At 67.4% G+C, this 22414-nt stretch carries 19 protein-coding genes; 8 read left to right on the top strand and 11 right to left on the bottom strand.

Annotated elements, in window-relative coordinates:
• The first annotated feature begins 87 nt into the window (after positions 1-87).
• Together OY559_RS14180 and OY559_RS14175 are read left to right on the top strand one after the other, a co-directional pair.
• Positions 88-831 carry an SDR family oxidoreductase gene (locus OY559_RS14180; RefSeq protein WP_277726888.1) on the top strand — a complete coding sequence of 248 codons (744 nt, stop codon included), beginning with the start codon at positions 88-90 and terminating at the stop codon, positions 829-831.
• Between the two features lie 531 nt (positions 832-1362).
• Complete coding sequence (locus OY559_RS14175) at positions 1363-2841, top strand: SulP family inorganic anion transporter (protein ID WP_277726887.1); 1479 nt, start codon at positions 1363-1365, stop codon at positions 2839-2841.
• A 105-nt stretch (positions 2842-2946) separates the two neighbouring features.
• On the opposite strand, the gene OY559_RS14170 is transcribed toward OY559_RS14175, so the two are convergent.
• From OY559_RS14170 to OY559_RS14125, 10 genes are all read right to left on the bottom strand, one after another.
• Positions 2947-3621 (bottom strand): class I SAM-dependent methyltransferase, encoded by a 675-nt coding sequence (locus tag OY559_RS14170; protein ID WP_277726886.1) that lies wholly within the window; start codon positions 3619-3621, stop codon positions 2947-2949.
• A gap of 50 nt (positions 3622-3671) precedes the next feature.
• Entirely contained in the window at positions 3672-5261 is a 1590-nt protein-coding gene (locus OY559_RS14165; RefSeq protein WP_277726885.1) for a sensor domain-containing phosphodiesterase, read from the bottom strand.
• 205 nt (positions 5262-5466) lie between these two features.
• Positions 5467-5997 carry a lipocalin family protein gene (locus OY559_RS14160; RefSeq protein WP_277726884.1) on the bottom strand — a complete coding sequence of 177 codons (531 nt, stop codon included), beginning with the start codon at positions 5995-5997 and terminating at the stop codon, positions 5467-5469.
• Position 5998: 1 nt separating this feature from the next.
• Positions 5999-7081, bottom strand: a complete 1083-nt coding sequence (locus OY559_RS14155) for a cyclopropane-fatty-acyl-phospholipid synthase family protein (RefSeq protein WP_277726882.1) — start codon at positions 7079-7081, stop codon at positions 5999-6001.
• Positions 7078-7875, bottom strand: coding sequence for a DUF1295 domain-containing protein (locus OY559_RS14150; RefSeq protein ID WP_277726880.1), 798 nt, complete (start codon positions 7873-7875; stop codon positions 7078-7080). The genes OY559_RS14155 and OY559_RS14150 overlap by 4 nt, the downstream gene beginning before the upstream one ends.
• Positions 7872-9122 (bottom strand): SAM-dependent methyltransferase, encoded by a 1251-nt coding sequence (locus tag OY559_RS14145; protein WP_277726879.1) that lies wholly within the window; start codon positions 9120-9122, stop codon positions 7872-7874. Before OY559_RS14145 ends, OY559_RS14150 begins: the two co-directional genes overlap by 4 nt.
• Positions 9119-9895 (bottom strand): DUF1365 domain-containing protein, encoded by a 777-nt coding sequence (locus tag OY559_RS14140; protein ID WP_277726878.1) that lies wholly within the window; start codon positions 9893-9895, stop codon positions 9119-9121. The genes OY559_RS14145 and OY559_RS14140 overlap by 4 nt, the downstream gene beginning before the upstream one ends.
• Positions 9892-11175, bottom strand: coding sequence for an NAD(P)/FAD-dependent oxidoreductase (locus OY559_RS14135; RefSeq protein ID WP_277726877.1), 1284 nt, complete (start codon positions 11173-11175; stop codon positions 9892-9894). Before OY559_RS14135 ends, OY559_RS14140 begins: the two co-directional genes overlap by 4 nt.
• Positions 11176-11177: 2 nt before the next feature.
• The gene (locus OY559_RS14130; protein WP_277726875.1) at positions 11178-12131 is read right to left on the bottom strand and encodes an acyl-CoA desaturase; all 954 of its coding nucleotides are present in this window, start codon (positions 12129-12131) and stop codon (positions 11178-11180) included.
• A gap of 69 nt (positions 12132-12200) precedes the next feature.
• Complete coding sequence (locus tag OY559_RS14125; protein WP_277726874.1) at positions 12201-12431, bottom strand: hypothetical protein; 231 nt, start codon at positions 12429-12431, stop codon at positions 12201-12203.
• Between the two features lie 807 nt (positions 12432-13238).
• Here OY559_RS14125 and OY559_RS14120 point away from each other — a divergent pair.
• From OY559_RS14120 to OY559_RS14095, 6 genes are all read left to right on the top strand, one after another.
• Entirely contained in the window at positions 13239-13763 is a 525-nt protein-coding gene (locus OY559_RS14120) for a sigma-70 family RNA polymerase sigma factor (RefSeq protein ID WP_277730016.1), read from the top strand.
• Positions 13760-14434 carry a ChrR family anti-sigma-E factor gene (locus tag OY559_RS14115; protein ID WP_277726873.1) on the top strand — a complete coding sequence of 225 codons (675 nt, stop codon included), beginning with the start codon at positions 13760-13762 and terminating at the stop codon, positions 14432-14434. Before OY559_RS14120 ends, OY559_RS14115 begins: the two co-directional genes overlap by 4 nt.
• 297 nt (positions 14435-14731) lie before the next feature.
• Positions 14732-16903, top strand: a complete 2172-nt coding sequence (locus OY559_RS14110) for a TonB-dependent siderophore receptor (RefSeq protein ID WP_277726872.1) — start codon at positions 14732-14734, stop codon at positions 16901-16903.
• A 37-nt stretch (positions 16904-16940) separates the two neighbouring features.
• Entirely contained in the window at positions 16941-17252 is a 312-nt protein-coding gene (locus tag OY559_RS14105; protein ID WP_277726871.1) for an iron uptake protein, read from the top strand.
• A gap of 10 nt (positions 17253-17262) precedes the next feature.
• Positions 17263-18930, top strand: a complete 1668-nt coding sequence (locus OY559_RS14100) for a PepSY-associated TM helix domain-containing protein (protein WP_277726870.1) — start codon at positions 17263-17265, stop codon at positions 18928-18930.
• Positions 18923-19252 (top strand): DUF3325 family protein, encoded by a 330-nt coding sequence (locus OY559_RS14095; RefSeq protein ID WP_277726869.1) that lies wholly within the window; start codon positions 18923-18925, stop codon positions 19250-19252. The genes OY559_RS14100 and OY559_RS14095 overlap by 8 nt, the downstream gene beginning before the upstream one ends.
• Positions 19253-19327: 75 nt before the next feature.
• On the opposite strand, the gene OY559_RS14090 is transcribed toward OY559_RS14095, so the two are convergent.
• Positions 19328-21898, bottom strand: coding sequence for a TonB-dependent receptor plug domain-containing protein (locus tag OY559_RS14090; protein ID WP_277726868.1), 2571 nt, complete (start codon positions 21896-21898; stop codon positions 19328-19330).
• Positions 21899-22414 lie beyond the last annotated feature (516 nt).

Below are 22414 nucleotides of genomic sequence, written 5' to 3'. Positions count from 1 at the left end.
GCTAAAACAAACAGGACGATGCGTTATCGATCATCCGGGAAGGCTGGCCTATCGTTCCCGCCGAGTCAACTCACCCCGGAGAACGAAATGAAGACTGTCCTGATCACCGGCTGCTCGTCCGGCTACGGCCTGGAAACCGCCCGCCACTTCCTCGCGCAGGGATGGAACGTCATCGCCACCCAGCGGCATCCGCGCGAAGACCTGCTGCCGCCGTCGCCCCGCCTGCGCCTGCTCGCGCTGGATGTCACCCGCCCCGAAAGCATCGCCAACGCCGTGGACGCCGCCGGCCCCATCGACGTGCTGGTCAACAACGCCGGCATCGGTCTGTTCGGTGCGTTCGAGGCCACGCCCATGGCCACTGTGCGCGAGGTGTTCGAGACCAACACCTTCGGCCTGATGGCCATGTGCCAGGCCGTCATCCCGCAGTTCCGCCAACGCAGGGCAGGCGTCATCGTGAACGTCACCTCCAGCGCGACGCTGGCGCCGTTTCCGCTGGTGGCCGCGTACACCGCCAGCAAGACTGCAGTCGAAGGCTTCACCGCATCGCTGGAGCACGAACTCAAGGCCTTCGACGTGCGGGTCAAACTGGTGCAGCCCGGCTACGGCCCTTCCACCCGGTTCACCGCGAATGGCCAGCAGCGCATGCAGGGCCTGATCCCCGAGGCGTACGAACCCTTCGCCCACAGCGTGTTCGCCGGACTGGGCGACATCGCGGCGGTGACCACCGAGGCCGACGTCGCCGACGGCGTGTGGCGCGCCGTGAACGACACCACCGGGCAGCTGCATTTCCCGGCCGGTGCGGATGCGGTGGCGCTGGCGGCCTCGCGCTGAGCACGGTGCACAGGTCGGGTCCGCACTGTCCGTTACCGTTCCGGGCCGCCGGATGTGTCATGCTCCCAGCGGTCGCAACGACCATGGGAGTGCACGTGATGGCCAAGGGCCTGGACAAGAAGAAAGAGCAGAAGAAAAAGCCGGCGAAGACGATGAAGGAAAAGCGCGCCGAGAAGAGCGAGAAGAAGGCCACGCGCGGATTCGCGCCGACCTGATCCGCTCCTGCAGACGCGCACCGGCCGTGTGTTGGGGGGAGCGCGCGAACCCCAACCATGCACCCACGTTGCCAGCCGGCATCGGCGCGAGCATGTGGCGTGGAATGGACCTGGCGCGAGGCGGAACCGCTCGTCGCGTGTTGAGCGGGTTGCTGCACTGCCATAGAATGCGCGCACTGCGCAGGCCCTGATATCTCGATGACGCCGCCCTGACCCTTCCCTGATGCATGAAGCTGCCGATCCTCCGGCGGCCGAAGGGTTCTTGTCTTTTACGCCACCATGCAACGCGCCCTCGGCGGCGCGCAGGAGTCACCCCATGTCTGTCAACTATCCGCTGCGCGAGCAGTGGTTCGGCAATGTCCGTGGCGACATTCTTTCCGGTGTCCTCGTCGCACTGGCCCTCATTCCCGAGGCCATCGCGTTCTCCATCATCGCCGGTGTGGATCCGAAGATCGGGCTGTACGCATCGTTCTGCATCGCGGTGATCACGGCCATCGCCGGCGGGCGGCCGGGCATGATCTCGGCCGCCACCGGTGCCATGGCGCTGCTGATGGTGGACCTGGTCAGGGACCATGGGCTGCAGTACCTGTTTGCCGCGACCATCCTGGCGGGACTGCTGCAGATCGTGGCGGCGGCGTTGCGCCTCAATTCGCTGATGCGCTTCGTATCGCGGTCGGTGGTGGTGGGCTTCGTCAATGCGCTGGCCATCCTGATCTTCCTGGCGCAGTTGCCGGAACTGACCGGCATGCCGTGGACGGTGTACGCGGTGTGCGCGGCCGCGCTGGCCATCATCTACCTGCTGCCCCGCGTGACGAAGGTGGTGCCTTCGCCGCTGGTCGCGATCGTGGTGCTGACCGTTGTCTGCATCTGGCTTGGCCTGGACATCCGCACCGTCGGCGACATGGGCGAACTGCCGGACAGCCTGCCGGTGTTCCTGTTCCCGGACATTCCGTGGACGCTCGATACACTGAAGATCCTGCTGCCGGTGTCCGCGACGCTGGCGGTCGTCGGCCTGCTGGAATCGCTCATGACGGCGCAGATCGTGGAGGACATGACGGATACGCCGACCGACCGGCGCCGCGAGTGCGCGGGCCAGGGCGCGGCCAACATCGTCACCGGGTTCTTCGGCGGCATGGCGGGGTGCGCGATGATCGGCCAGTCCGTGATCAACGTGTCTTCCGGCGGCCGCGGAAGGCTGTCGTGCTTCATTGCGGGCATCGTGTTGCTGCTGCTGGTGGTCTATGCGTCGGAGTGGGTATCGAGGATTCCGATGGCGGCACTGGTCGCGGTGATGATCATGGTCAGCATCGGCACCTTCCACTGGAAGAGTTTCGCCGAACTGAAGACCCATCCCCGGACCGCGAACCTGATCATGATCGGTACGGTCGTCGTCACCGTCGCCACCCACGATCTGGCCAAGGGCGTGCTCACGGGCGTGCTGTTGACCGCGCTGTCGTTCACCCGCCGGGTGAGTGCGATGCTGACGGTGGACGATGAAGACGCGGCCGACAACGTCCGTGTCTACAGAGTGAGGGGCCAGGTATTCTTCGCCTCCGCGGTCCAGTTCGCGAACAGCTTCGACTACCTGCATGCGCCGAAGAAGGTGGTCATCGACCTGACCGGGGCCCACTTCTGGGACACCAGTGCAGTCGCGGCGCTGGATCGCGTGGTGTTGAAGATGCGCAAGCATGGGGCGGAGGTGGAGGTGGTCGGCCTCAACCGGGCCAGTGAATCGCTGGTGGACCAGTTGGGCACGCACCGGGACGGGAAGGCCGGGTTCAGCGCGGGTCACTGAATCCTGTGGGCCGTCTGCGAAGCCACGTTCGCGCGGCAGGAACACACCGGCCGGTCCTTGCGCCGGCCGGCCACGGCTTGCATGCGCTGCGACACGGCTGGCGACTCAGTCAGGCGTGCGTGCCACCCAGCCGCGGAACGTGAACCCGGCATAGAACAGCTCGATATCGACAAAGCCCGCCTCGCTCAGCAGCGCCTCGTCCTGTGCGGGCGACAGCAGCGGCAGGCGCGCGTTGATCGCGGCGGCGGCGTTGACCATGTTCGCCGCCGGAATGCCGGAGGCGACCGCGAAGGCGGCGTAGCGGGAGAGCCAGCGCTGGCGCTTGTCCGCCGCATCGTCAACGCTGTGGTGGGCGACGACGAACGGCGCGCCGGGCTTGAGGCGGCGGCGCACTTCGGCCAGCGTGTGCAGCCGCTGTTCCGCTGTCAGGAAGTGCAGGGTCAGCAGGCAGGTGGCGCCGTCGAAAGGACCCTGCGGTGCATCGTCGATGTAGCCTTCGATGAGCGCCGCGCGCGACGCCAGTGGCCCGAGGGTGGTGGTGGCCAGCTTCAGCATCTCGGCCGACGGATCGACGCCGGTGAAGCGCCAGCCGGGCTGCGCGTCGGCGAACGCCTTCAGTTCCAGGCCGCCACCTGCACCGAGCACCAGCACATGGCCGTCCTCCGGTACCGATTCTGTCAGCAGCACGCGCGTCATCTGCTGCAGGCCGTGGAAACCCGGCACCTGGCGGACGGGGCCCTCTGCATAACGGGTGACGGCATCGGGATCGGTGAAGGACATGCGACGCTCCGTGTGGGGGAAGCGCCATGCTAACGCGCCCCGCGGCCGGCTCAGGGCGCGGCGGGCCCGCCGCCCAGACGCGCCAGTTGCTCCTCCAGTTCCACCTGGCGCGAGATGTCGGTGAACACACCGAACCAGCTGCGGCTTCCGTCGGGCGCTGTCCTCGGCATGGCGCGGCTTGATACCCAGCGCCAGCGATCGTCGAACCAGCGAAGCCGGAAACGCGTCTCGAAGGCGTCGCGGGCATGCACGGCGGCCAGCCATTCGGCGCGGACGCGGAGGCGGTCGGTCGCATCCATCCGCGCATACCAGGCCGCCATGCGCGCTTCCATCGTGCAGCCTTCGGGCTCCTGCGGGGCCGGGCTGATGTAGGTCAACGTGCCGGCGGCGTCGCTGACCCACAACACGTTGGGCCCCAGCTCCACCACGGCCCGATAGAGCGCCTCGCGTGCGCGCACCTCTTCCTCGGCGCGCTTGCGGTCGGTGATGTCGATGGTGACCACGGAGACGCCGATGGGCTGCGCGGTCTCGTCGGTCACGCGTGTACCGACGACCAGGAAGGTCTCCTCGCGTCCCGGAAAGCGGAACTCGACGGTGGAGATGTCGCCGCTGTCCAGGATCCGCCGCGATGCCTGCACGATCCAGGCCGCGATGTCCGGTGCATAGACCTGCTGGACGTGCGCTTCGACGATCTCGCTCAATGGCCGGCCCACCATGCGCGCGAACTGCATGTTCGCAGCCGCGTACCGCATGTCCAGATCGAGGAAGGCCAGGCCGACCGGGGCGTTGGTGTAGAGCGAGGACAACTGGTGCTGGCGCAGGTAGGGCGACAACGGCAGCGACGCGGGCGACGCCGCGCACGTGGGTGCCGCCGCCAGCACGCGTGCCACCTCGTCGCCCGGCATCGGCCTGCCGGTCAGCCAGCCCTGCGCGAAATCACAGCCCAGCTCGCGCAGCACATCGGCCTGCGCTTCGGTCTCCACGCATTCGGCCACCACCGGCACCTCCAGGCTGTGGCCCAGTCCGATGATGGCCGACACCACCTTGCGGCTCTCGCGGTCGATCGCCAGGCGCTGGATCAGGCTGCCGTCGATCTTCAGTTCGTCGAAGCCGAACCGGCTGAGCCGCACCATGCTGGAGAATCCCGTGCCGAAGTCGTCCAGCGACACGCGGATGCCGTGGGATTTCAGATAGCCGAAGGCCCGTTCGGCCGTGGTTTCGTCCTCGACCAGTTCGTCCTCGGTCATCTCGATGCAGATGCGATCCAGGGGAAAAGACGATTCGGACATGGCCTCCAGCAGCAGGCGCACCGCAGGCGCGTCCTGCAGCAGCGAAGGCGGCACGTTGAATGCCAGGCAGAAACCGCCAGGCCATGCGCCGGCCTCGGCGCAGGCGCGGCGCACCAGGTTCAGTGTCAGCAGCGGCAGCAGCGAGGCCTGCAGCGCGATGGGGATGAAGTCCTTCGGCGGGACGGCGCCGAACTCGGGATCGTGCCAGCGCGCCAGCACTTCCAGCCCGTGGATGGCACGGGTCTGCAGGCAGACGATGGGCTGGTAGGCGGGGAAGATCTTTTCATGGCACACCGCGTCGGCGATCCGCTGACGGAGCGCGTGGGCAGTGTGGAACGGTGGCGTCGCCATGCAGTTCCCCTGTGCAGCCTTGCCAGACCTTCCGCGTCGTCGGGGTCTCCCCACACGGCATCGGCCGGCGGTTGCGCGACTTGAGCCACGTGGCGCAACGTGCGCATGCCGGCGACGCCAGTCACCTTAGCGCGTGCCGTGGGGCTGCGGAAAGGGCGTGCCGACAGGCGAGGAGGTAAGGGCGATTACATAACTGCTGTCGCGCTCAGTGCGGTACGCGGCGCAGCTTCGACACGTCGTAGCCCAGCGCTTCGATCTGGCGCACGCGCGCCTGGTAATCCGCCTCCGGAATCCGCGGCGTGCGCGCCATCAACCACACGTAATCGCGCTTGCTGCGTCCGACGATCGTCTGCTGGTAGTCGGCGCCCACGTACGCGATGACGTACTCGGCCTGGATCGGCCACACGAACTGCATGTCCCACACTGCACCGCCACCGTCGGGCTTCACGGTGCCGATGGGGTGCATCGTCTTCTCCGGTCCGTCCAGCGCGCCCTTGCGGAAGCGGAACGTGGTCTGGATGCGGCCGTCGGGCAGCTTCGCGTACGACTCCACGGCGGCATAGGCCTCGCGTTCGGGAAACGATGGGATGTGCGCGATGACGTACCAGTCGCCCATGAAGCGGTCCACGTCGACCGGTGCGGCCGTGGGAATGGACGGCTTGACGTAGCCGGAGCGGCAGGCGGCGGTGGTGGTGGCGACCAACAGCGCGAGCAGCATGAAGGGCAGGGTACGCATGTCAGTGCTCCCGGGTCGGGCGCTGGAAGCGATAGTGCGCGACCAGCCATTCCTGCCCGCCGCGATAGCCGAACAGTTCCGCGCACGCCATCCAGAACATGCGCCAGCGCTGGTTCCATAGCGGCGCGGCATCGCCATAGGCGCTGCGCAGCACGTCCATCACTTCCGCGCGATGTGCATCGTGCCGCGCCAGCCAGTGGTTGGCGGTGCGCTGGTAGTGGGTGCCGTCGAGCAGCCAGCGTTCCTGCAGATGCAGATGGTCCTGGAAGAACAGCAGCAGGTCGGCCGACGGCATCATGCCGCCGGTGAAGAAATGCCGGCCCATCCAGTTGTCCTCACCCTGCGTCTCGAACGGATACATCAGGTGGCGGTGTACGAAGATGTGCACGAACAGCGCGCCACCGGGGCGAAGCGCGTCATGGATCCGATGTAGCAGCGCGGCATGGTTGCTGACGTGTTCGAACATCTCCACCGACACGCAGCGATCGAAGGCCTGCGGCTCCAGCTGCAGCTGGTTCACGTCGCAGGTAATGACGCGTACGTTGGTCAAGCCACGTTCTTTGCAGCGCGCCTCGATGAACTGACGCTGCGAGTGGGAGTTGGACACGGCGGTGATGCGTGCGCCCGGATAGCGCGCGGCCATCCACAGCGTCAGCGAGCCCCAGCCGCAGCCCAATTCCAGGATGTCCTGGCCATCGGCCAGCGCGGCGCGTTCGCCATACAACGCCAGCATCGCGCCTTCGGCCTGGTCCAGGGTCTCGGTGCCGGTGGGGTAATAGCAACTGCTGTACTTCAGGCGCTCGCCAAGGCAATGACGGAAGAAGTCGGCAGGAAGTTCGTAGTGCTGCCGGTTGGCGGCATCGGTATGCACGGCCAGCGCCCCCTGGCGCAGCGCCTGCAGCCGATGCGCGAGCAGCGCGGACTGCGTTTCCTGGCCGCCCTTGCTTTCGTCGCGCAGCCGCTGCGCGCACAACTGGCGGATGCCGGCGCGTATCAGCATGTCGGGCAACAGGCCGCGTTCGGCCAGGCCCAGCAGGCCCGGGGCAGCCTTGTCGGCGGCCAATTCTTCCACCATCGCGTTCATCGTGTCGCCTCCTTGGTGGCGGGTTTGGGAAACCAGGGCAACAGCATCGCTGTGGTGCGCTGGTACTCGCGGTAGTCTTCGCCGCGCGTGCGCAGCGCCTGGGCTTCGGTATAGGGAATGCCGGAGATCCAGCGCAGGAACACGTACATCACCACCGGGCCTGCCCACGCCAGCCAGAACCACGACGAACCGACCGCCAGCGCGATGTACGCGAACCAGTGCAGCCATTCGAAGAAATAGTTGGGATGGCGCGAATATCGCCACAAACCCTCGCGGCATGTCCTGCCGCGATTGGCCGGGTCAGCGCGGAAGCGCGCCAGTTGCCGGTCGGCGACGGCCTCGCCGGCGACGCTGCCCGTCCAGATGGCCACCGCCAGCACGATCCAAGGCCAGGCCCCGTCCACCGGACTGCGCGCCACGGCGGCGAACGGCAGGGCGAACAGCACCACCAGCAGCGCCTGCGCCATGAAGAACAGGAAAAACTTGCCCTGGTGTCCCTGCCAGTGCTCGCGCAGATGGCGGTAACGGCCATCCTCCGGCTCGCTGCGCACGCGGTGCCACAGGTGCAACGCCAGTCGTGCACCCCACGCGCCACCGAGCACGGCCAGGGTGGCGCGCGCCTGCCACGCGCCGTCGCCCAGCGCGGCGAACAGAACAGCGCTGCCCCCCACGCATGCGGACCACAGCACGTCGACGATGCCGGCATTGGCATGCCGTCGCTGCCACCGCCAGCCCAGCATCATCACGACGGCCGCCAACACGGCGACGAGGGCGAAGACATGCAGGGGATTCATGCGGCCCCCGATGGATGGCCGGGACGCGCCATCAGCAGGTGCGACACGCCGATGGAGCGCTCCAGGAAGCCGCCTTCGCAATAGGCCAGGTAGAACTCCCACAGGCGGATGAAGCGCTCATCGAAGCCCTGTGCGCGTACATCCGCCAGGCGCGTCATGAAACGGCGCCGCCATGCGCGCAACGTATACGCATACGACAGCCCGAAGTCCTCCTGGTGGACGACCTGCAGGTCGCCGGCACGGGTCTTGGCGTCGTACATCGCGTTGAGCGACGGGATGAAGCTGCCGGGGAACACGAAGCGTTTGATGTAATCCACCGCGTCGCGCGCCTGCACGTAGCGGTGATCCTCGATGGTGATGGCCTGCAGCAGCGCCTGTCCGCCCGGCCGCAGCAGACTGCCCAGCCTGCCGAAGAACGTGTCGAGGTATTGCGCGCCGATCGCCTCGATCATCTCGATGGACACCAGCTTGTCGTACTGCCCCTGCAGGTCGCGGTAGTCCTGCAGCAGCAGGGTCACGCGATCCCCGAGGCCGGCCGCGGCGACACGCGCGCTGGCCAGCGCGTGCTGTTCCCGCGAGATCGTGGTGGTGGTCACGTGCGCGCCGTAGTGGCGCGCCGCATGCAGCGCGAAGCCGCCCCAGCCGGTACCGATCTCGATCACCCGGTCCCCCGGCGCCAGCGCCAGCTTGCGGCACACCGCATCGAGCTTGCGGTACGAGGCCGTTTCCAGGTCCTCGTCCGGCGAAGCGAACATCGCCGAGGAATACATCAGGTCCGACGACAGGAACAGGGCGAAGAAATCGTTGCCGAGGTCGTAGTGCGCAGCGATGTTGCGACGGCTGCCTTCGCGTGTGTTGCGCCGGAGTGCGTGCCAGCTGCGCAGCGCCCAGCCCCCCAGCCGCGCGAGGCCGCCTTCCATGCCATCCAGCAACGCGCGGTTGCGCACCAGCAGGCGCACCAGACCTACCAGGTCGTCGCAGCGCCATTGGCCGCCGATGTAAGCCTCGCCCGCGCCGACGCTGCCCTGGGCGGCCACCGCGCGGTAGAACGCGGGATCGTCGATCCACAGATGCACGGCGGGCAGCGCATCGCCACCGGTGCGACCGAAGCGGTGTTCGCCCAGCGCGTCGCGGACCACCAGCATGCCGTGGTCCAGCGCATCCAGGCGCGCCAGCAGCTGCGAGCGCAGCAGGCGATCGAGCGCGCTGAAGGACGCGGTGGCAGGGACGTCGGCGATTTCGTTCATGGGGTCTCGCGGGCGAGGGAAGGGTGGTCGTGGACGGGCGTGCGCTTGAGCCACAGGCGCAGCGCCTGCCAGTGGATGCCGGCGACGACCTGCGCGGTCATCAGCGGGTAGCGCCACAGCACGCGGGCGAGCGAGGCGCCATCCAAGGGTCGGCGCAGCAGGGTCAGGGTGGCGTCAAAGGCGCGCCGCCCTTCGCGCTCGACTTGCATGTGCACGCGCAGGGCGTCTTCAGGCGGTGTGAAGCGCCAGCGGTAGGTGCAGTCCATCGGCAGGAACGGCGACACGTGGAAGGCCTTGTCGAAGCCCCATGCCCAGCCGTCGCCGTACGGCACACCGTCCTGTACCGGCAACACGTAGCTGTGCCGTTCGCGCCAGGGCGTGTTGGTGATCTCGGCCAGCACGGCGTCCAGCGTGGTGCCATCAGGCTGGAAGCAGTAGTAGAAGCTGACCGGATTGAAGACGTAGCCGCCGTAGCGCAGGTGCGTCAGCAGGCGGACCGGGCCTTGCGGCCGATGGCCGAGCGCGCGTTCGACCCGGTCGCGCACAGCCTCGGCCAGCGGCCGGTCGTGCGGTGCCAGGTAGTCGCACCGGCGGAACTCGGCCAGGTTGCGGCGATCCACCGACCACAGCCAGCGACGGTCGAACACGGTATCGATTTCGTCCAGGTCCAGGTAGAGCTGCGCCATGCGATAGCGGAAGGCATGCGCGCGCGGCGCATACCGGCGATGCCGCACCCAGCCCTCGTATACGGCGCTTGCCAGCGGCGCGGTCACGCGCTCACCGCTTCTGCGTCGCGCCGGACGGCCGTTGCGGCGGTCAGCGCCTCGATGGCATCCACCACGTCGCGCGCGCTGCGGATGCCGTCCTCATGGAAGCCCCAACCCCAATAGGCACCGGCGAACCACGTGCGCCGGTGTCCCTGGATCTCGTGCCTGCGCCGCTGTGCGGCGACCATGGCGTGGTCGTAGACCGGATGGCGATACTGCATGCGCTTGAGGATGCGCGCGGGATCGATCGCCTCGCTGCGGTTGAGGGTCACCACGAAAGGATCCGGCGACACGACGTCCTGCAGCAGGTTCATGCAGTAGCTCACCGTGCACGGTGCCGACGGGTCGCGCGGCACGTGCGCGTTCCATGCGGCCCAGGCCTTGCGGCGACGCGGCAGCAGGCGCGCGTCGGTGTGAAGCACGGTGTCGTTGGACTGGTAGCGGATCGCGCCGAGGATGTCGCGCTCGCGGATGTCGGCGTCATGCATCAGGCGCAGCGCATCGTCGCTGTGGCAGGCCATCACCACGTGGTCGAAGCGTTCGCGGCCACGCAGCGTATCGAGTTCGACGCCATCCGCATCGCGCCGTACCGCCAGCACGGGCGTGGACAAACGTTCCTGCACGCGCCAGCGACGACGCAGCGCCTCCACGTACGTCGCCGAACCGCCGGCCACCACGCGCCACGGCGAGCGTTCACCCAGCGTCAGCATGTGGTGGTTCGCCATGAACTGCACCAGGTAGCGCGCAGGAAACGCGAGGATCCCCTGCGGCGGGGACGACCACAGGGCCGATGCCATCGGCACCAGATGTTCATCGCGGAAGGCATCGCCGTAGCCGCCGGCCTGCAGGTAGTCGCCGAGCGTGGGGCCCGTCTGCTCTCCGACCAACAATGCAGGCGCCTCGCGGTAGAAACGCGCCAGGTCGCGGAGCATGCCCCAGAAGCGCGGCGACAGCAGGTTGCGGCGCTGGCAGAACAGCGTATCGAGCGAGGTCGCGTTGTATTCCACGCCGCTGCGCGCGCTGTGCACGGAAAAACTCATCGTGGTCGGCTGCGAGGCCACGCCAAGCTCGTCGAAGAGCCCGCACAGCAGCGGATAGTGGTCCGGGTTGAAGACGATGAAGCCGCTGTCGATGCGGTACTCGCGCCCGGCCTGCTCGACGGCGTGCGTATGCGTGTGTCCGCCAAGGTAGTCGTTGGCTTCGAACAGCACCACCTCGTGCCGCTGCGACAGCCACCAGGCCGACGCCAGGCCTGCGATGCCGGAACCCACGATCGCGATGCGCATGCTCAATGCCTCGCCTTGGCCAGCACCCAGGCGGGCACGGGCTTGAGTTCCTGCACCAGGCCGACCAGGGCGAGCAGCCGCAGTCCGTACCAGGTCAGGTCGATCTCCCACCAGCGGAACCCCTGGCGCGCGGTACCAGGGAAGAAGTGGTGGTTGTTGTGCCAACCCTCGCCGAAGGTCAGCAGCGCGAGCCAGACGTTGTTGCGGCTGTCGTCGTGCGTGTCGAAGCGGCGGCGCCCGAAGCGGTGCGCCAGCGAATTGATGGTGACCGTGGCATGGAACAGCACAACGGTGGACACGAAGAAGCCCCACACCAGCAACTGCGGGCCGTCCGTTCCCCACTGCGGCGCGACGTGCTGCAGCAGTTCCCCGGCCGCATACAGGCTGGCGGCCAGCAACACCGGCACGACGGTGTCGTAGCGGTCCAGCCAGCGCAGTTCCGGATAGCGCGCAAGGTCGGGAATGCGCGCCCAGTCCGTGCGGAAGCCGCCGCGGGTGAGGAACCAGCCCGCGTGGCTCCACCAGAAGCCGTGCACCGCGGGCGAATGCGGGTCCGCGGGGGTGTCGGCATGGCGATGGTGGTTGCGGTGGTGCGCAGCCCACCACAATGGGCCGCGCTGCACGCTGGCGGCGCCGATCAGCGCGAACACGAACTGCAGCACGCGCGACGTGCGGAACGTGCGGTGCGAGAAGTAGCGGTGATAGAAGCCGGTGATCGCGAACATGCGCACGGCGTAGAGCGCCACTGCCGCGATCACCGCGGCAGGCGATACGCCGACCCACAGCACGGCCACGCACGCAAGGTGCATGCCGATGAAGGGGACGGCACGCAGCCAGTCGATCTCGCGGGCGCGCCCTGCGTCTTCGTCATCCGCCATCTGCGTGTCGAACCAGCGACGCACGGCCGCCAGACCGCGTGCCGCCAGCGTGGAGAGGGATGAAACGCTGGCCGGCATCGCTCTGTCTCCGCTGCATTCACGGCACATACGTGTGCAGGCGGCGATCGGATGCACGCGGTACGACGCTCAGGACGTGCACCGCTGCACGAGCGGCGTGGCGAAAGCGCGCTGCAGGGCGCCGGCATCGGCGGGCTTGGCGGGTTCGGGGAACACGATGCGCACGTCCTGGTGCCGCCCCGCGCTGTCGCGGATGGTGGCGATGCCGGCGAATTCCAGCAGGCGTTGGTCGATGTTCGCGTAGGTCAGTTCCATCGAGGGTGCGACGAAGCCGTACCAGCGGTCCAGTCGCATGGTCATGCGCTGCGCGGGAATGCCCTGCCATCGCGGACGGTCCGGGCTGCAGGCGTACCGGCACGAAGGACATCCTGCTGGGCAGCAGGAAGGGTTGGGTCACGTCGTCACCGGCGCGAAGGGTCGCCCAATGCCGGCGCACGCTGGCATCGAAGCCCGCATCGATCACGCCATCGGCGGGTACGACCAGCGCACGTTCCTTCAGGGGAGCGCGCGCGTCCGCCCGGACGTAGACCACGCGCCCCTGCGGTCCGCTGCGCACGCCTTCCCGATAGCCATCCCGCGCATCCTGGAAATCGAAGTCCGGTGCCTGGGCGATGGCGCGTTCGACCACGGTCTTGCGCGCGAACGCACGGCCATCCGGACACCGGTACAGCACCAGCCGGCGCGCCGTTCCCTCCTGCCGGTAACGCCAGTGCGATTCGCGGTAGAGCAGCGTTTCGCCCTTGCGGGCATGGGCCCGGGCTTCCTGGTGCTGGATGTCGGTGTCCGCACGGGCGGGACCGGCCGCACAGGCGCCGATGGCGCCCATCGACAGCGCAAGCAGGTGGCGGTGTATGGACATGCGTCTGGATTCCAGGGGCTGGACCGGTTCGTCCTACGCCGCGCGGGGCAGGGCGGATGCACCCGGGCATCGGATGACGCCGCATCCAAACGGCGATCCCGCCCGTACATACGCCCATCACGACCAGCAACGGGGCTTGGCATACCATGCCGTCCGACTTCACAAGGATCACGTCGCCCCGCGGGGCGGCACGGCCGGTGTCCACGCCCACGCCCTCCACCCGGGATACGCATGACTGGACCCGCGAGATGATCGCGGTGGCGCGGCTGCGCGACCGAGGCAGCTTCATGCGGATCTACGATCACTTCATGCCGCGCCTGTGCCTGTACCTGCGCGGGCTGGGCAGTCCCGAGGCGGTGGCGGAAGAGCTCTCGCAGGAGGCGCTGCTGCGCCTGTGGCAGCGGGCGGCCATGTACGATCCGCAGCAGGGCGCGGTGTCCACGTGGCTGTTCCGGATCGGCCGCAACCTCCACATCGACCGCGTGCGACGCGAGCCAAGCTGGGTGCAGGTGCTGGAGGATGCGTGCCAGGGCACGGACGAGGAGTTGGCCCGGCCCTTCACGTCGGCGGAGGACTACGCCGAGCACGTCCACCTGCAACGCCGCATTGAGGAACTGCCGGCGGTGCAGGCGAGGTTGATGCGGATGTCGTATTTCGAAGCCAAGAGTCACCAGGAAATCGCCGACGAACTCGGCATGCCGCTGGGCACGGTGAAGTCGCACCTGCGGCGCGCGTTCCTGCGCCTGCAGGGCCAAGTACGGGGACAGCCGTGAATCCGCACCATCATCTCGATCCCTCCACCCTGGTCAGCTACGCGGCGGGCGCGCTGACCGTCGAGATGGCGATCGTCGCCGCCACGCACCTGGAAACCTGTGCGCATTGCCGCGCGCGCGTGGAGGAGGCCGAATGCATCGGGGGACAGCTGATCGAACACCAGCAGCCCGGACCGGGCGCCCCGGACGAAGGACACCAGGCCGTCCTGCGCGAGGCGATGCTGCGTCGCCTCGATGATGAGCCTGTCGCGGTGGCGCCACCACCGCGGATCGCGCCGTACGAGACGGATGATCGCCTGCCGGCGCCGCTGCATCCTTATTTCGGCACGTCCTACCGTGCCTTGAAATGGCGCTGGATGGCGCCGGGCGTGCATTGCATCCGGGCGGCGGGCACGCCGACAGGCACGCTGCTGATGCTGAAGATCGGCCCCGGCCGCAGCATGCCCGTGCACAGCCATGGCGGGACGGAACTTACCCAGATCCTGCGCGGTGCCTACCACGATGCGCTGGGGCACTTCGCCCCCGGTGACGTGGCCGACCTGGACAGCGACGTCGAGCACCAGCCGGTAACCGTGCCCGGCGTCGCCTGCATCTGCGTCTCCGCCCTGGATGCGCCGCTGCGCTTCCCGGGCTGGCTGGCGCGACGCCTGCAGCCGCTGTTCAAGCTCTGATCGAGGCCTTCGGGCCCGCCCGGCACCTTCCGTGCCGGGTCTGTGCGTGCATGCCACAAGCGCGGCGGATCCCGTTGCCCGGCGTTCCAGGCCAGGGCGCGCGGGCAGGTGCCGCCTGCGTTTCGCGAGGTAACCGGTATACCTGAGCCTTGCAAAATAAGAACCATTCGCATCTAATGACCGCATCGCGTGGTGTCGCGGGCGGGGATGTCGTTGTCCGCCACGGCCGCGCAACTCCATCCCCTCCCCGATACCCCCCCCATGCCCTCCACGTCCCCCCCATCCTGCTGTCTTCCCGTGCCGTCGCTCCCTTGCCACCCCCCCAAGGCGGCGCGGCTGCGTACCGCCATCTGCATCGCTCTGGCCTGCACGGCGGGCACGGCAATCGCCGCGCCGCAGGACGCAGTGCCTGCCGTCCAGGCGGCCGCGGATGCTTCCGCGACAGCGACCGACCTCGATGCGGTGATGGTCGTCGGTCAGCGCGCCAGCCGCGTCAGCAACGGCGCCACCAACCTCGACCTCGCGATCAAGGAAACGCCGCAGTCGATCAGCGTGGTGAGCAGCGAGCAGATGATGCAGTTCGGTACCGACAGCCTCAACGAAGCGTTGCGCATGGCGACCGGCATCCAGGTGGAGGAATGGGAAACCAACCGTACCAACTTCACCGCGCGCGGCTTCGACATCGCCAATACCCAGATCGATGGCGTCGGTCTGCCCAACAGCTGGGGCATCGTCACCGGCACGCAGGACACCTTGGGCTACGAGAAGCTGGAGGTCATCCGTGGCGCCAATGGCCTGCTGACCGGCGTGGGCAATGCCGCCGGCACGATCAACTACGTGCGCAAGCGCCCTACCAACGATCCGCAGGGGAGTGTCGGCATCAGCTACGGCTCCTGGGGCACGACGCGGGCGGAGGTCGATTACTCCACGCCGTTCACCGAGAACGGCACCTGGGCCGGACGGGTGGTGGCTGCGCACGAGGAAGGCGATTCATGGCTGCGCGGCAAGGACGACACGCGCGACTTCCTCTATGGCGTGGTGGATGGCCAGATCGGCGAGAACGGCACGTTGACGCTGGGGTATTCCTGGCAGGAAGGAAAGACCAACGGCAACATGTGGGGCGCGCTCGGCTTCATGTACAGCGATGGCACGCAGGCCGAATGGGATCGCGGAGCCTCGACCACCCAGGACTGGACGTACTGGGACACGACCACCAAGACCGGTTTCATCGAGTACACCCACCAGCTGGGCGCAGACTGGCAGATGAAGCTGTCCTACAACCATCGCGACATCCGCAACGACGACAAGCTGTTCTACGCCACTGATTTCGCGGCCACTGGCCTGGAGCCGGGCACCAATCTGGGGCTGTATGGTTATCCGTGGGGCGGCGCCGACAAGTTCACTGCCGATCTGGGCTCGGCGACGCTCAATGGCCACTTTCCCATGTTCGGCCGCGACCAGGAAGTCATGCTTGGCGTGAGCTGGTCCAAGAGCGAAAGCGTCAGCAGCCAGTACGCGGGCGCCATGTGCGGCACCGAACTTTGCGGTTACATCGAGATGCCCGGCTTTCCGTGGGCGGGTGACGTGATCCCCGAGCCGGTGTGGGGCGATCTGTCGGTCTACAGCACGCTGGATGAGCGGCTCAAGCGCGCCTACGGCGCGACCCGACTGTCGCTGACGGACAGGCTCAAGGCCGTGGTCGGATTCAACTACGCCGAGTACCACCGCGAAGGCGTCAACTACGGCGTGGTATTCGATCAGACCGAGAGCGAGACCAGTCCTTACGCGGGTCTGACCTTCGACTTCACGCCCAACGTATTGGGCTACGTCAGCTATTCGGACATCTACCAGCCGCAGAGCCAGTCGGATGCGGACGGCCGTTACCTGGATCCGACCAAGGGGTCGAACTACGAGTTGGGTGTGAAAGCCGATTGGCTGGACAAGCGCCTGCTGACCACGCTGGCCGTGTTCCGGGCCGAGCAGGATGGTCTGGCAACCGGTGCCGGTTACAACGACCTTGGCCAGTTCTACTACGAAGGCGTGGACGTCGAGTCCAAGGGCGTCGAATTCGAAGCCACGGGCAAGCTGAGCGACAACGTCGACATGGTGTTCGGCTATACCGCGCTGAAGCTGACCGGGCAGGATGGAGACGATACCTATCGCTGGGTGCCTCGCCGGACGGCCAACCTGTTGCTGAGCGCGCGCCTGCCGACCTATACGGCACTGTCCTTCGGCATTGGCGGGCGCTGGCAGAGCAGCATTTCGAACGTGGAATCCAGCGGCTTCACCGTTCGCCAGGACAGCTACGCGGTGTTCAACGGCTTCGCCGCGTGGGACTTCCTGCCGAACGCCACGCTGCGGCTCAACGTCAACAACATCGGCGACGAGAAGTACATCAATACGCTGCGTTACAGCGGTTACTACGGCGCGCCGCGCAACTACACGCTCAGCCTGAACTGGCGGTTCTGAGCCGTCGCTTCCCCGCACCGAGACACGAGCCATCGCCATGTCCAGCACCACCGCCGCTTCCTTCCACGCGCCACGCCTCCACTTGGCGGCCCGCATCACCGCCGCCGTGTTCGGCGGCTATGCCTTCGCGTGGGGCATCGTCGCCGCTGGCGCCAGCCTGATGTTCGCCGCCGGCATGGATTTCCACGATGCCGAGTTCCTCGCCAGCCTGCTGGGCGTGCTGACGTTCCTGGTGGCGTTCCTCTGGACGTTCGCGGCGCGGCGGGTGTGGGTGGCGTGGGCGGTGCTGGCCGGCGGCGGTGCGTTGCTGGCGGGCGTGGGCTCGTTCGTGCAATCGCTGCTGGTCTGAGGAGGCCGACATGTTCCCGAGCTTCCGTCAGGCCATGGCATGGCTGCATACCTGGTTCGGCCTGGTGCTGGGCTTCGTGCTGATGGCCGCGTTCTTCTTCGGCGCGCTGTCGGTGTTCGATCGCGAAATCGACCGCTGGGCGATCCCGTCCACGCGTTTCGAGCCGCAACCGATGCCTTCGTATGAAAAGGTGCTGCGCCCGGCTTTCGAGCGCATGCAGCCGCTGCCCGCAGCCGTGGATGCGATGCGTCCCCGCGTCAGCGGCGAGATGCCGGCCCGCTTCGATACCGTGGTCAGCTGGAGCGCCTACACCACCCACCGCGACCCGGTGTTGCAGGTGTTCGCGGGATACGAAGTGCCAAATGCGAAGGATCCGGAGGAAACCATCTGGGCCGACGGCACCCTCGATCCACGCGACGGCACGCCCTTGCCCAACGACAGGCTCAAGGTCGGCAGCGGCTTCTTCTATCCCATGCACTACGGCCTGACCCTGGACTGGAAGAACCTGGGCATCTGGATCGTCGGCTTTTCCGCGTTGATCATGCTGGCCGCGCTGGTCAGCGGCGTGGTGATGCACCGCAAGATCTTCCGTGAGTTCTTCACCTTCCGGCCGGACAAGGCGCGCCTGCGCAGCGTGCTGGATCTGCACAACCTGACCGGCGTCGTCGCATTGCCGTTCCATTTTTTCTTCGCGTTCACCGGCCTGCTGATCTTCGCCGCCACGTACTACTTCCCGCTCGGCCACACGCAGTTGCACGGGCTGCATGACCTGCACGCGGAAGTGGAAGCGCGCGAGACCGGCCTGCCGCATGAGCGCGCCGGCGTGCCTGCAGGCCTGGCCAATGTCGACGCGATGGTGGCCGATGCGCAGCGCCGTTGGGCGGCCAGGGACAAGGCGGGCGACGTCGGCTTCCTGGTGCTGCAGCACGTGGGCGATGCCAATGGCTACGTCAGCGTCTACCGCGCGGGCACCGACCGCATCGCGCTGGTGGGCGACGGCATCCACTACAAGGCATCGACCGGCGAACTGATCCGCGAGGATCCTGCCGCCACCCCAGTGGGCCGCGTCAGCGAATTCCTCACCGGCCTGCACCTGCAGCACTTCCGCCACTGGCTGCTGCGCTGGTTCTACGTGCTGGGTGGACTGGCGGGTGCGGTGTGCATCGCGACCGGGTTCGTGTTCTTCGTCGAGAAGCGCAAGCGCCAGCATGCCCAGCGCGGCAGCCAGGGCGCGAGGGTGGTCGATGCCCTGGCCGTCACCACGGTGACGGGCATGGTGCTGGCCGCGCTCGGGATACTGGTCGCCAACCGCGTGTTGCCTGAAGACCTGTCGGCACGCGGCGACTGGGAGCGCTACGCCTTCTGGGGAACCTGGGTGCTGGCGTTGCTGCATGCCGGTTGGCGCAGCGCGCCGGTCGCGCGCGGGCTGGCCAATCCCGCCTGGCGCGAGCAATGCGGGACGATAGCGGTGCTGGCGATGGTCGCCGTGCTGCTGAACTGGGTGACGACCGGCGACCACCTGCTCGCCACGCTGCGCGCTGGCTATTGGCCTGTCGCGGGCGTGGACCTGTCATTGCTGGCGACCGCGGCCGTCGCGTTGATCACGGCACGCATCCTGAGGCGGCGTGCCGTTGCGGCCGGGATGCGCGTGGCCGGCGTGGAGGCGTCGCATGCCTGAGTCCATGACGGCATGCCTGCTGCTGATGGCGTTGCTCTCCAGCATGGCCGGCATGGCATGGCTGGCCCTGTCGATGCAGGCCCACGTGCAGCAGGTATGGGCGCCTGGATGTTCCCGTCATACGCCGGGCTTGTTGCGCCTGCTGGGCGCCGCGGGCCTGGTTGTCGCGCTGGCCCTGTGTCTGGTGGTCGACCACGCCTCCATGGCGGTGCTGGTGTGGGTGATGAGTCTCGCGGCGGGCGCGCTCGCCACCGCGTTCATGCTCACCTGGCGCGCGCACTGGCTGCGCGTCCTTGCGCCATGGGTACGCGCGGCCCGCTGACGCCGCGCCGCAGGCACCTGATCAGGCCGGGGGAAGGACGCACCGGTGCCCCGTGCGGGGCACCGGTGCGCGCGATCAGAACTTCCAGCCCACGCGTGCGTAGTAGAAGCCGCCGTTGAAGCCGTAGGGCGAGTGCACGGGGTAGGCCGCGCCCGCCACGGCCGCACCCCACGGGTTGTCGTCCGGGGTTTCGTCGAACAGGTTCTGCGCACCGACGTTGACGTACAGGCCGGAGGGGAACGTCCAGCCCACTTCGGCATCCACGATCACCTTGCTGTCCTCGTAGATCGGCAGGCCGCCGTCGTCGATGCTGATGGCGCCGCTGTCCAGGTGATCCTCGTACCAGGAGCCGTAGTAGCCCAGGCGCAGATTCGCGTGGAAGACCTCGCGTTTGTGGTTGACGCTGAAATAGCCCTTGGTCTTCGGCAGCGATTCCTCGATCTTGTAGACGCGGGCTTCGTTGATGAAGTTGGGGTCGTAACGGTCCACCTCGGTCTTGTTCCAGTTGGCGGCGAGCGAATAGGTGGTCGTGCCGCCGAAGTGGTCCGTCTCGACGCTGGTGACCAGGTCCACGCCGGTGGTGGTGGTGTCGAACGCATTGCCGAAGTAGGTCACCGAACTCAGCGACGCCGCTTCCGGATTGCCGGAGGCCACCAGTGCATCGCGTTCCTCGGGCGTCAGCGCGAAGCTGGTGCTCAGGGCAATGCGGTCTTCCACCTCGATGCGGTAGCCGTCCAGGGTGACCAGCCAGTCGCCGCTGCTCCACACCATGCCCAGCGAGAGGTTCTTGGACTCTTCCGGCGTCAGCGCCTGGGCGCCCTTCAGGATGGCGATGGGATTGGTCGGCGGTAGCGTGGCGATGTCCTCCAGCACGCTGCCGTTGAACGCGGTACTGATCTGGCTGATGTTGGCCTGGCCGGGCGTGGGCGCGCGGAAGCCGGTGTTGTATGCGCCGCGCAGGGCGAAGGTGTCGGACACGTCGAAGCGCGCGGTCAGCTTGCCGTTGGTGGTACTGCCGAAGTCGTCGAAATCCTCGTGGCGCACGGCGGCAGCGAGCAGCAACTGTTCGGTGAACTGCGCTTCCAGGTCCAGGTAGACCGCCCAGTTGCGGCGATCCCATTCGCCCGCGGTGCGCGGGCTGAAGCCGTTGAAGCCGTTCGAGCCCAGTGCGAAACCCTGTTCGGTCAACGGGCCGATGCCGGTGGAGGCATCGTCGCCGGCCTTCACCTCGAAACTCTCCTCGCGCCATTCCGCACCCGCGGACAGGCGCAGGGCTTCGGCGGTGAACGAGGTCTCGATGTCGCGGCCGACGTCGAAGTTCACGCCCTTCTCGGTCTGGGTATTGCCGCCGGGATTGAAGCGCAGGCCCGTGGGCTGTGCCGCGCCGAGCGACGCATTGACCGTGTTGTAGATGACGAAGTCGATATCGTTGCGGCCGTAGGTCGCGCTGACATCCCAGTGCCATGCGCTGCCCCAGGTACCCTTGACGCCGCCGACCACGGACATGTCCTCCAGACTGCCGCCGAAGCGCGGCGTGAAGCCCCCGGGCAACGTGGACAGGAAGGTGAAGCAGTTGACAGGCAGCGCGGCCACTGCAGTGCTGACCGTGCTGTACGGGATGAGGTTGCCGTTGACGTCGCGCAGGGCGATGGTCGGGCAACCGCCGGCGCCGGTGGTGTCGCCGATCAGCAGCGTCTCGCCGCCGTCGTTGGAGTACACGCCGGAGCGCGCGGTGGGGTCACGGAAGTAGAAGCCGCCGTCGACCTCGCGCTGCGCGTAGTTGCCGAACAGATAGACATCGACGCTGTCGCCGGTGATGCCGAGGTTGGCGACGAACTTGAGGTCGTCGTCCACCTTCGGCGAGCCCCAGATCTGTGCCGGCACCGGCACGCCCGGATAGCCGGCCGCGATCGCGGCTGCGGCGTCGTCGCGCTGCACGCTGCGCGAGGTGTCATCGGCCTGGCGCCATTCGGCGGTCAGCGTGGCGTAGCCGCGCTCGGTCAGGGGCAGGCCGATCTGCGCGGAATACTGGGTGGTGAAGCCATCGCCTTCGTAGTACTGGCCGGCGAAGGCTTCGAAAGCCCCGCCTTCGCTGATTTTCTTCAACCCGAAATTCACGACGCCCGCGATGGCGTCCGAACCGTATTGCGCGGCCGCGCCGTCGCGCAGCACTTCCACCTGCTCCAGTGCGAGCGAGGGGAAGACGGAAAGATCGGGACCCTGCGAGCCGTCGGACAGGCCGTGGCCGAGGAAGGTGATCACGGCGGAGCGGTGGAAGCGCTTGCCGTTGACCAGTACCAGCGTGTTGTCCGGCGGCAGGCCGCGCAGGTTGGCCGGCCGGATCAGGCTGGCGGCGTCATCGATCGGGATGGTGCTGACATTGAATGAGGGCACCAGCACGCGCAGTTGGTCGAGTGCATCGGTGGCGCCCTGGTTGCGGAATTCCTCCGCACTGATGATGTCGATCGGCACGGCGGAGGAGGACACGGTGCGCGGCTGGCCACGGTTGCCCAGCACCGAGACGGTATCGAGCGTGGTGGCTTCCTCTGCGGGTGGCGTTGTCGCCGGCGCGGGTGGGGGTTCCGTCGTCTGCGCGATGGCGGTGCTGCTGCCGACCAGGGTGGCGGCGGCGAGGGCCCATTTCACTGCGGATGCCAATGGCGTGCTCGAAACACGTACGTGCGGCTTCTCTCTGTTGCCCATGCGGTGCGCCCCTTGAATGTGCCGTGTGGTGTCGAAGTTGTTCTTGCGCGAGTGCAGTCAGCGGCCACGCGGATACCGCCCGCACTCCGGGTAGTGGGCGTTACACATTTCTGTCATCGCCTTGCTACCGCCTGCACCTTAGGCGGCAGCAAACCGCTTGAAACGAGGCATGGATCACACGATGGCGCGGTGCACAACGAAAGTAATCACCGTTCCGTGCTGTGTTCTTCGCACGCTTTTCACGCGATGCCATGCACGCGAACGGTGCGCGTCGCGCCAGCGTCGTGCAGTGGCGCCGCATACACGCATGTACGTGCATGGGAAAGGATCGGATATCGGCCAGGAACCCGAAACGCACCGCATGCGTGCGTTCGCCGTCCGACTTTCGCACCATGCGGGTTCGCGCCGGATTGCATCCGAATGCATTGGCGCGGGAGCCTTGTCGTTGTCAGGCAGGCA

This window comes from Pseudoxanthomonas sp. SE1 (assembly GCF_029542205.1).
Lineage (GTDB): Bacteria > Pseudomonadota > Gammaproteobacteria > Xanthomonadales > Xanthomonadaceae > Pseudoxanthomonas_A.
This window is presented reverse-complemented; position numbering and strand designations above follow the sequence as displayed.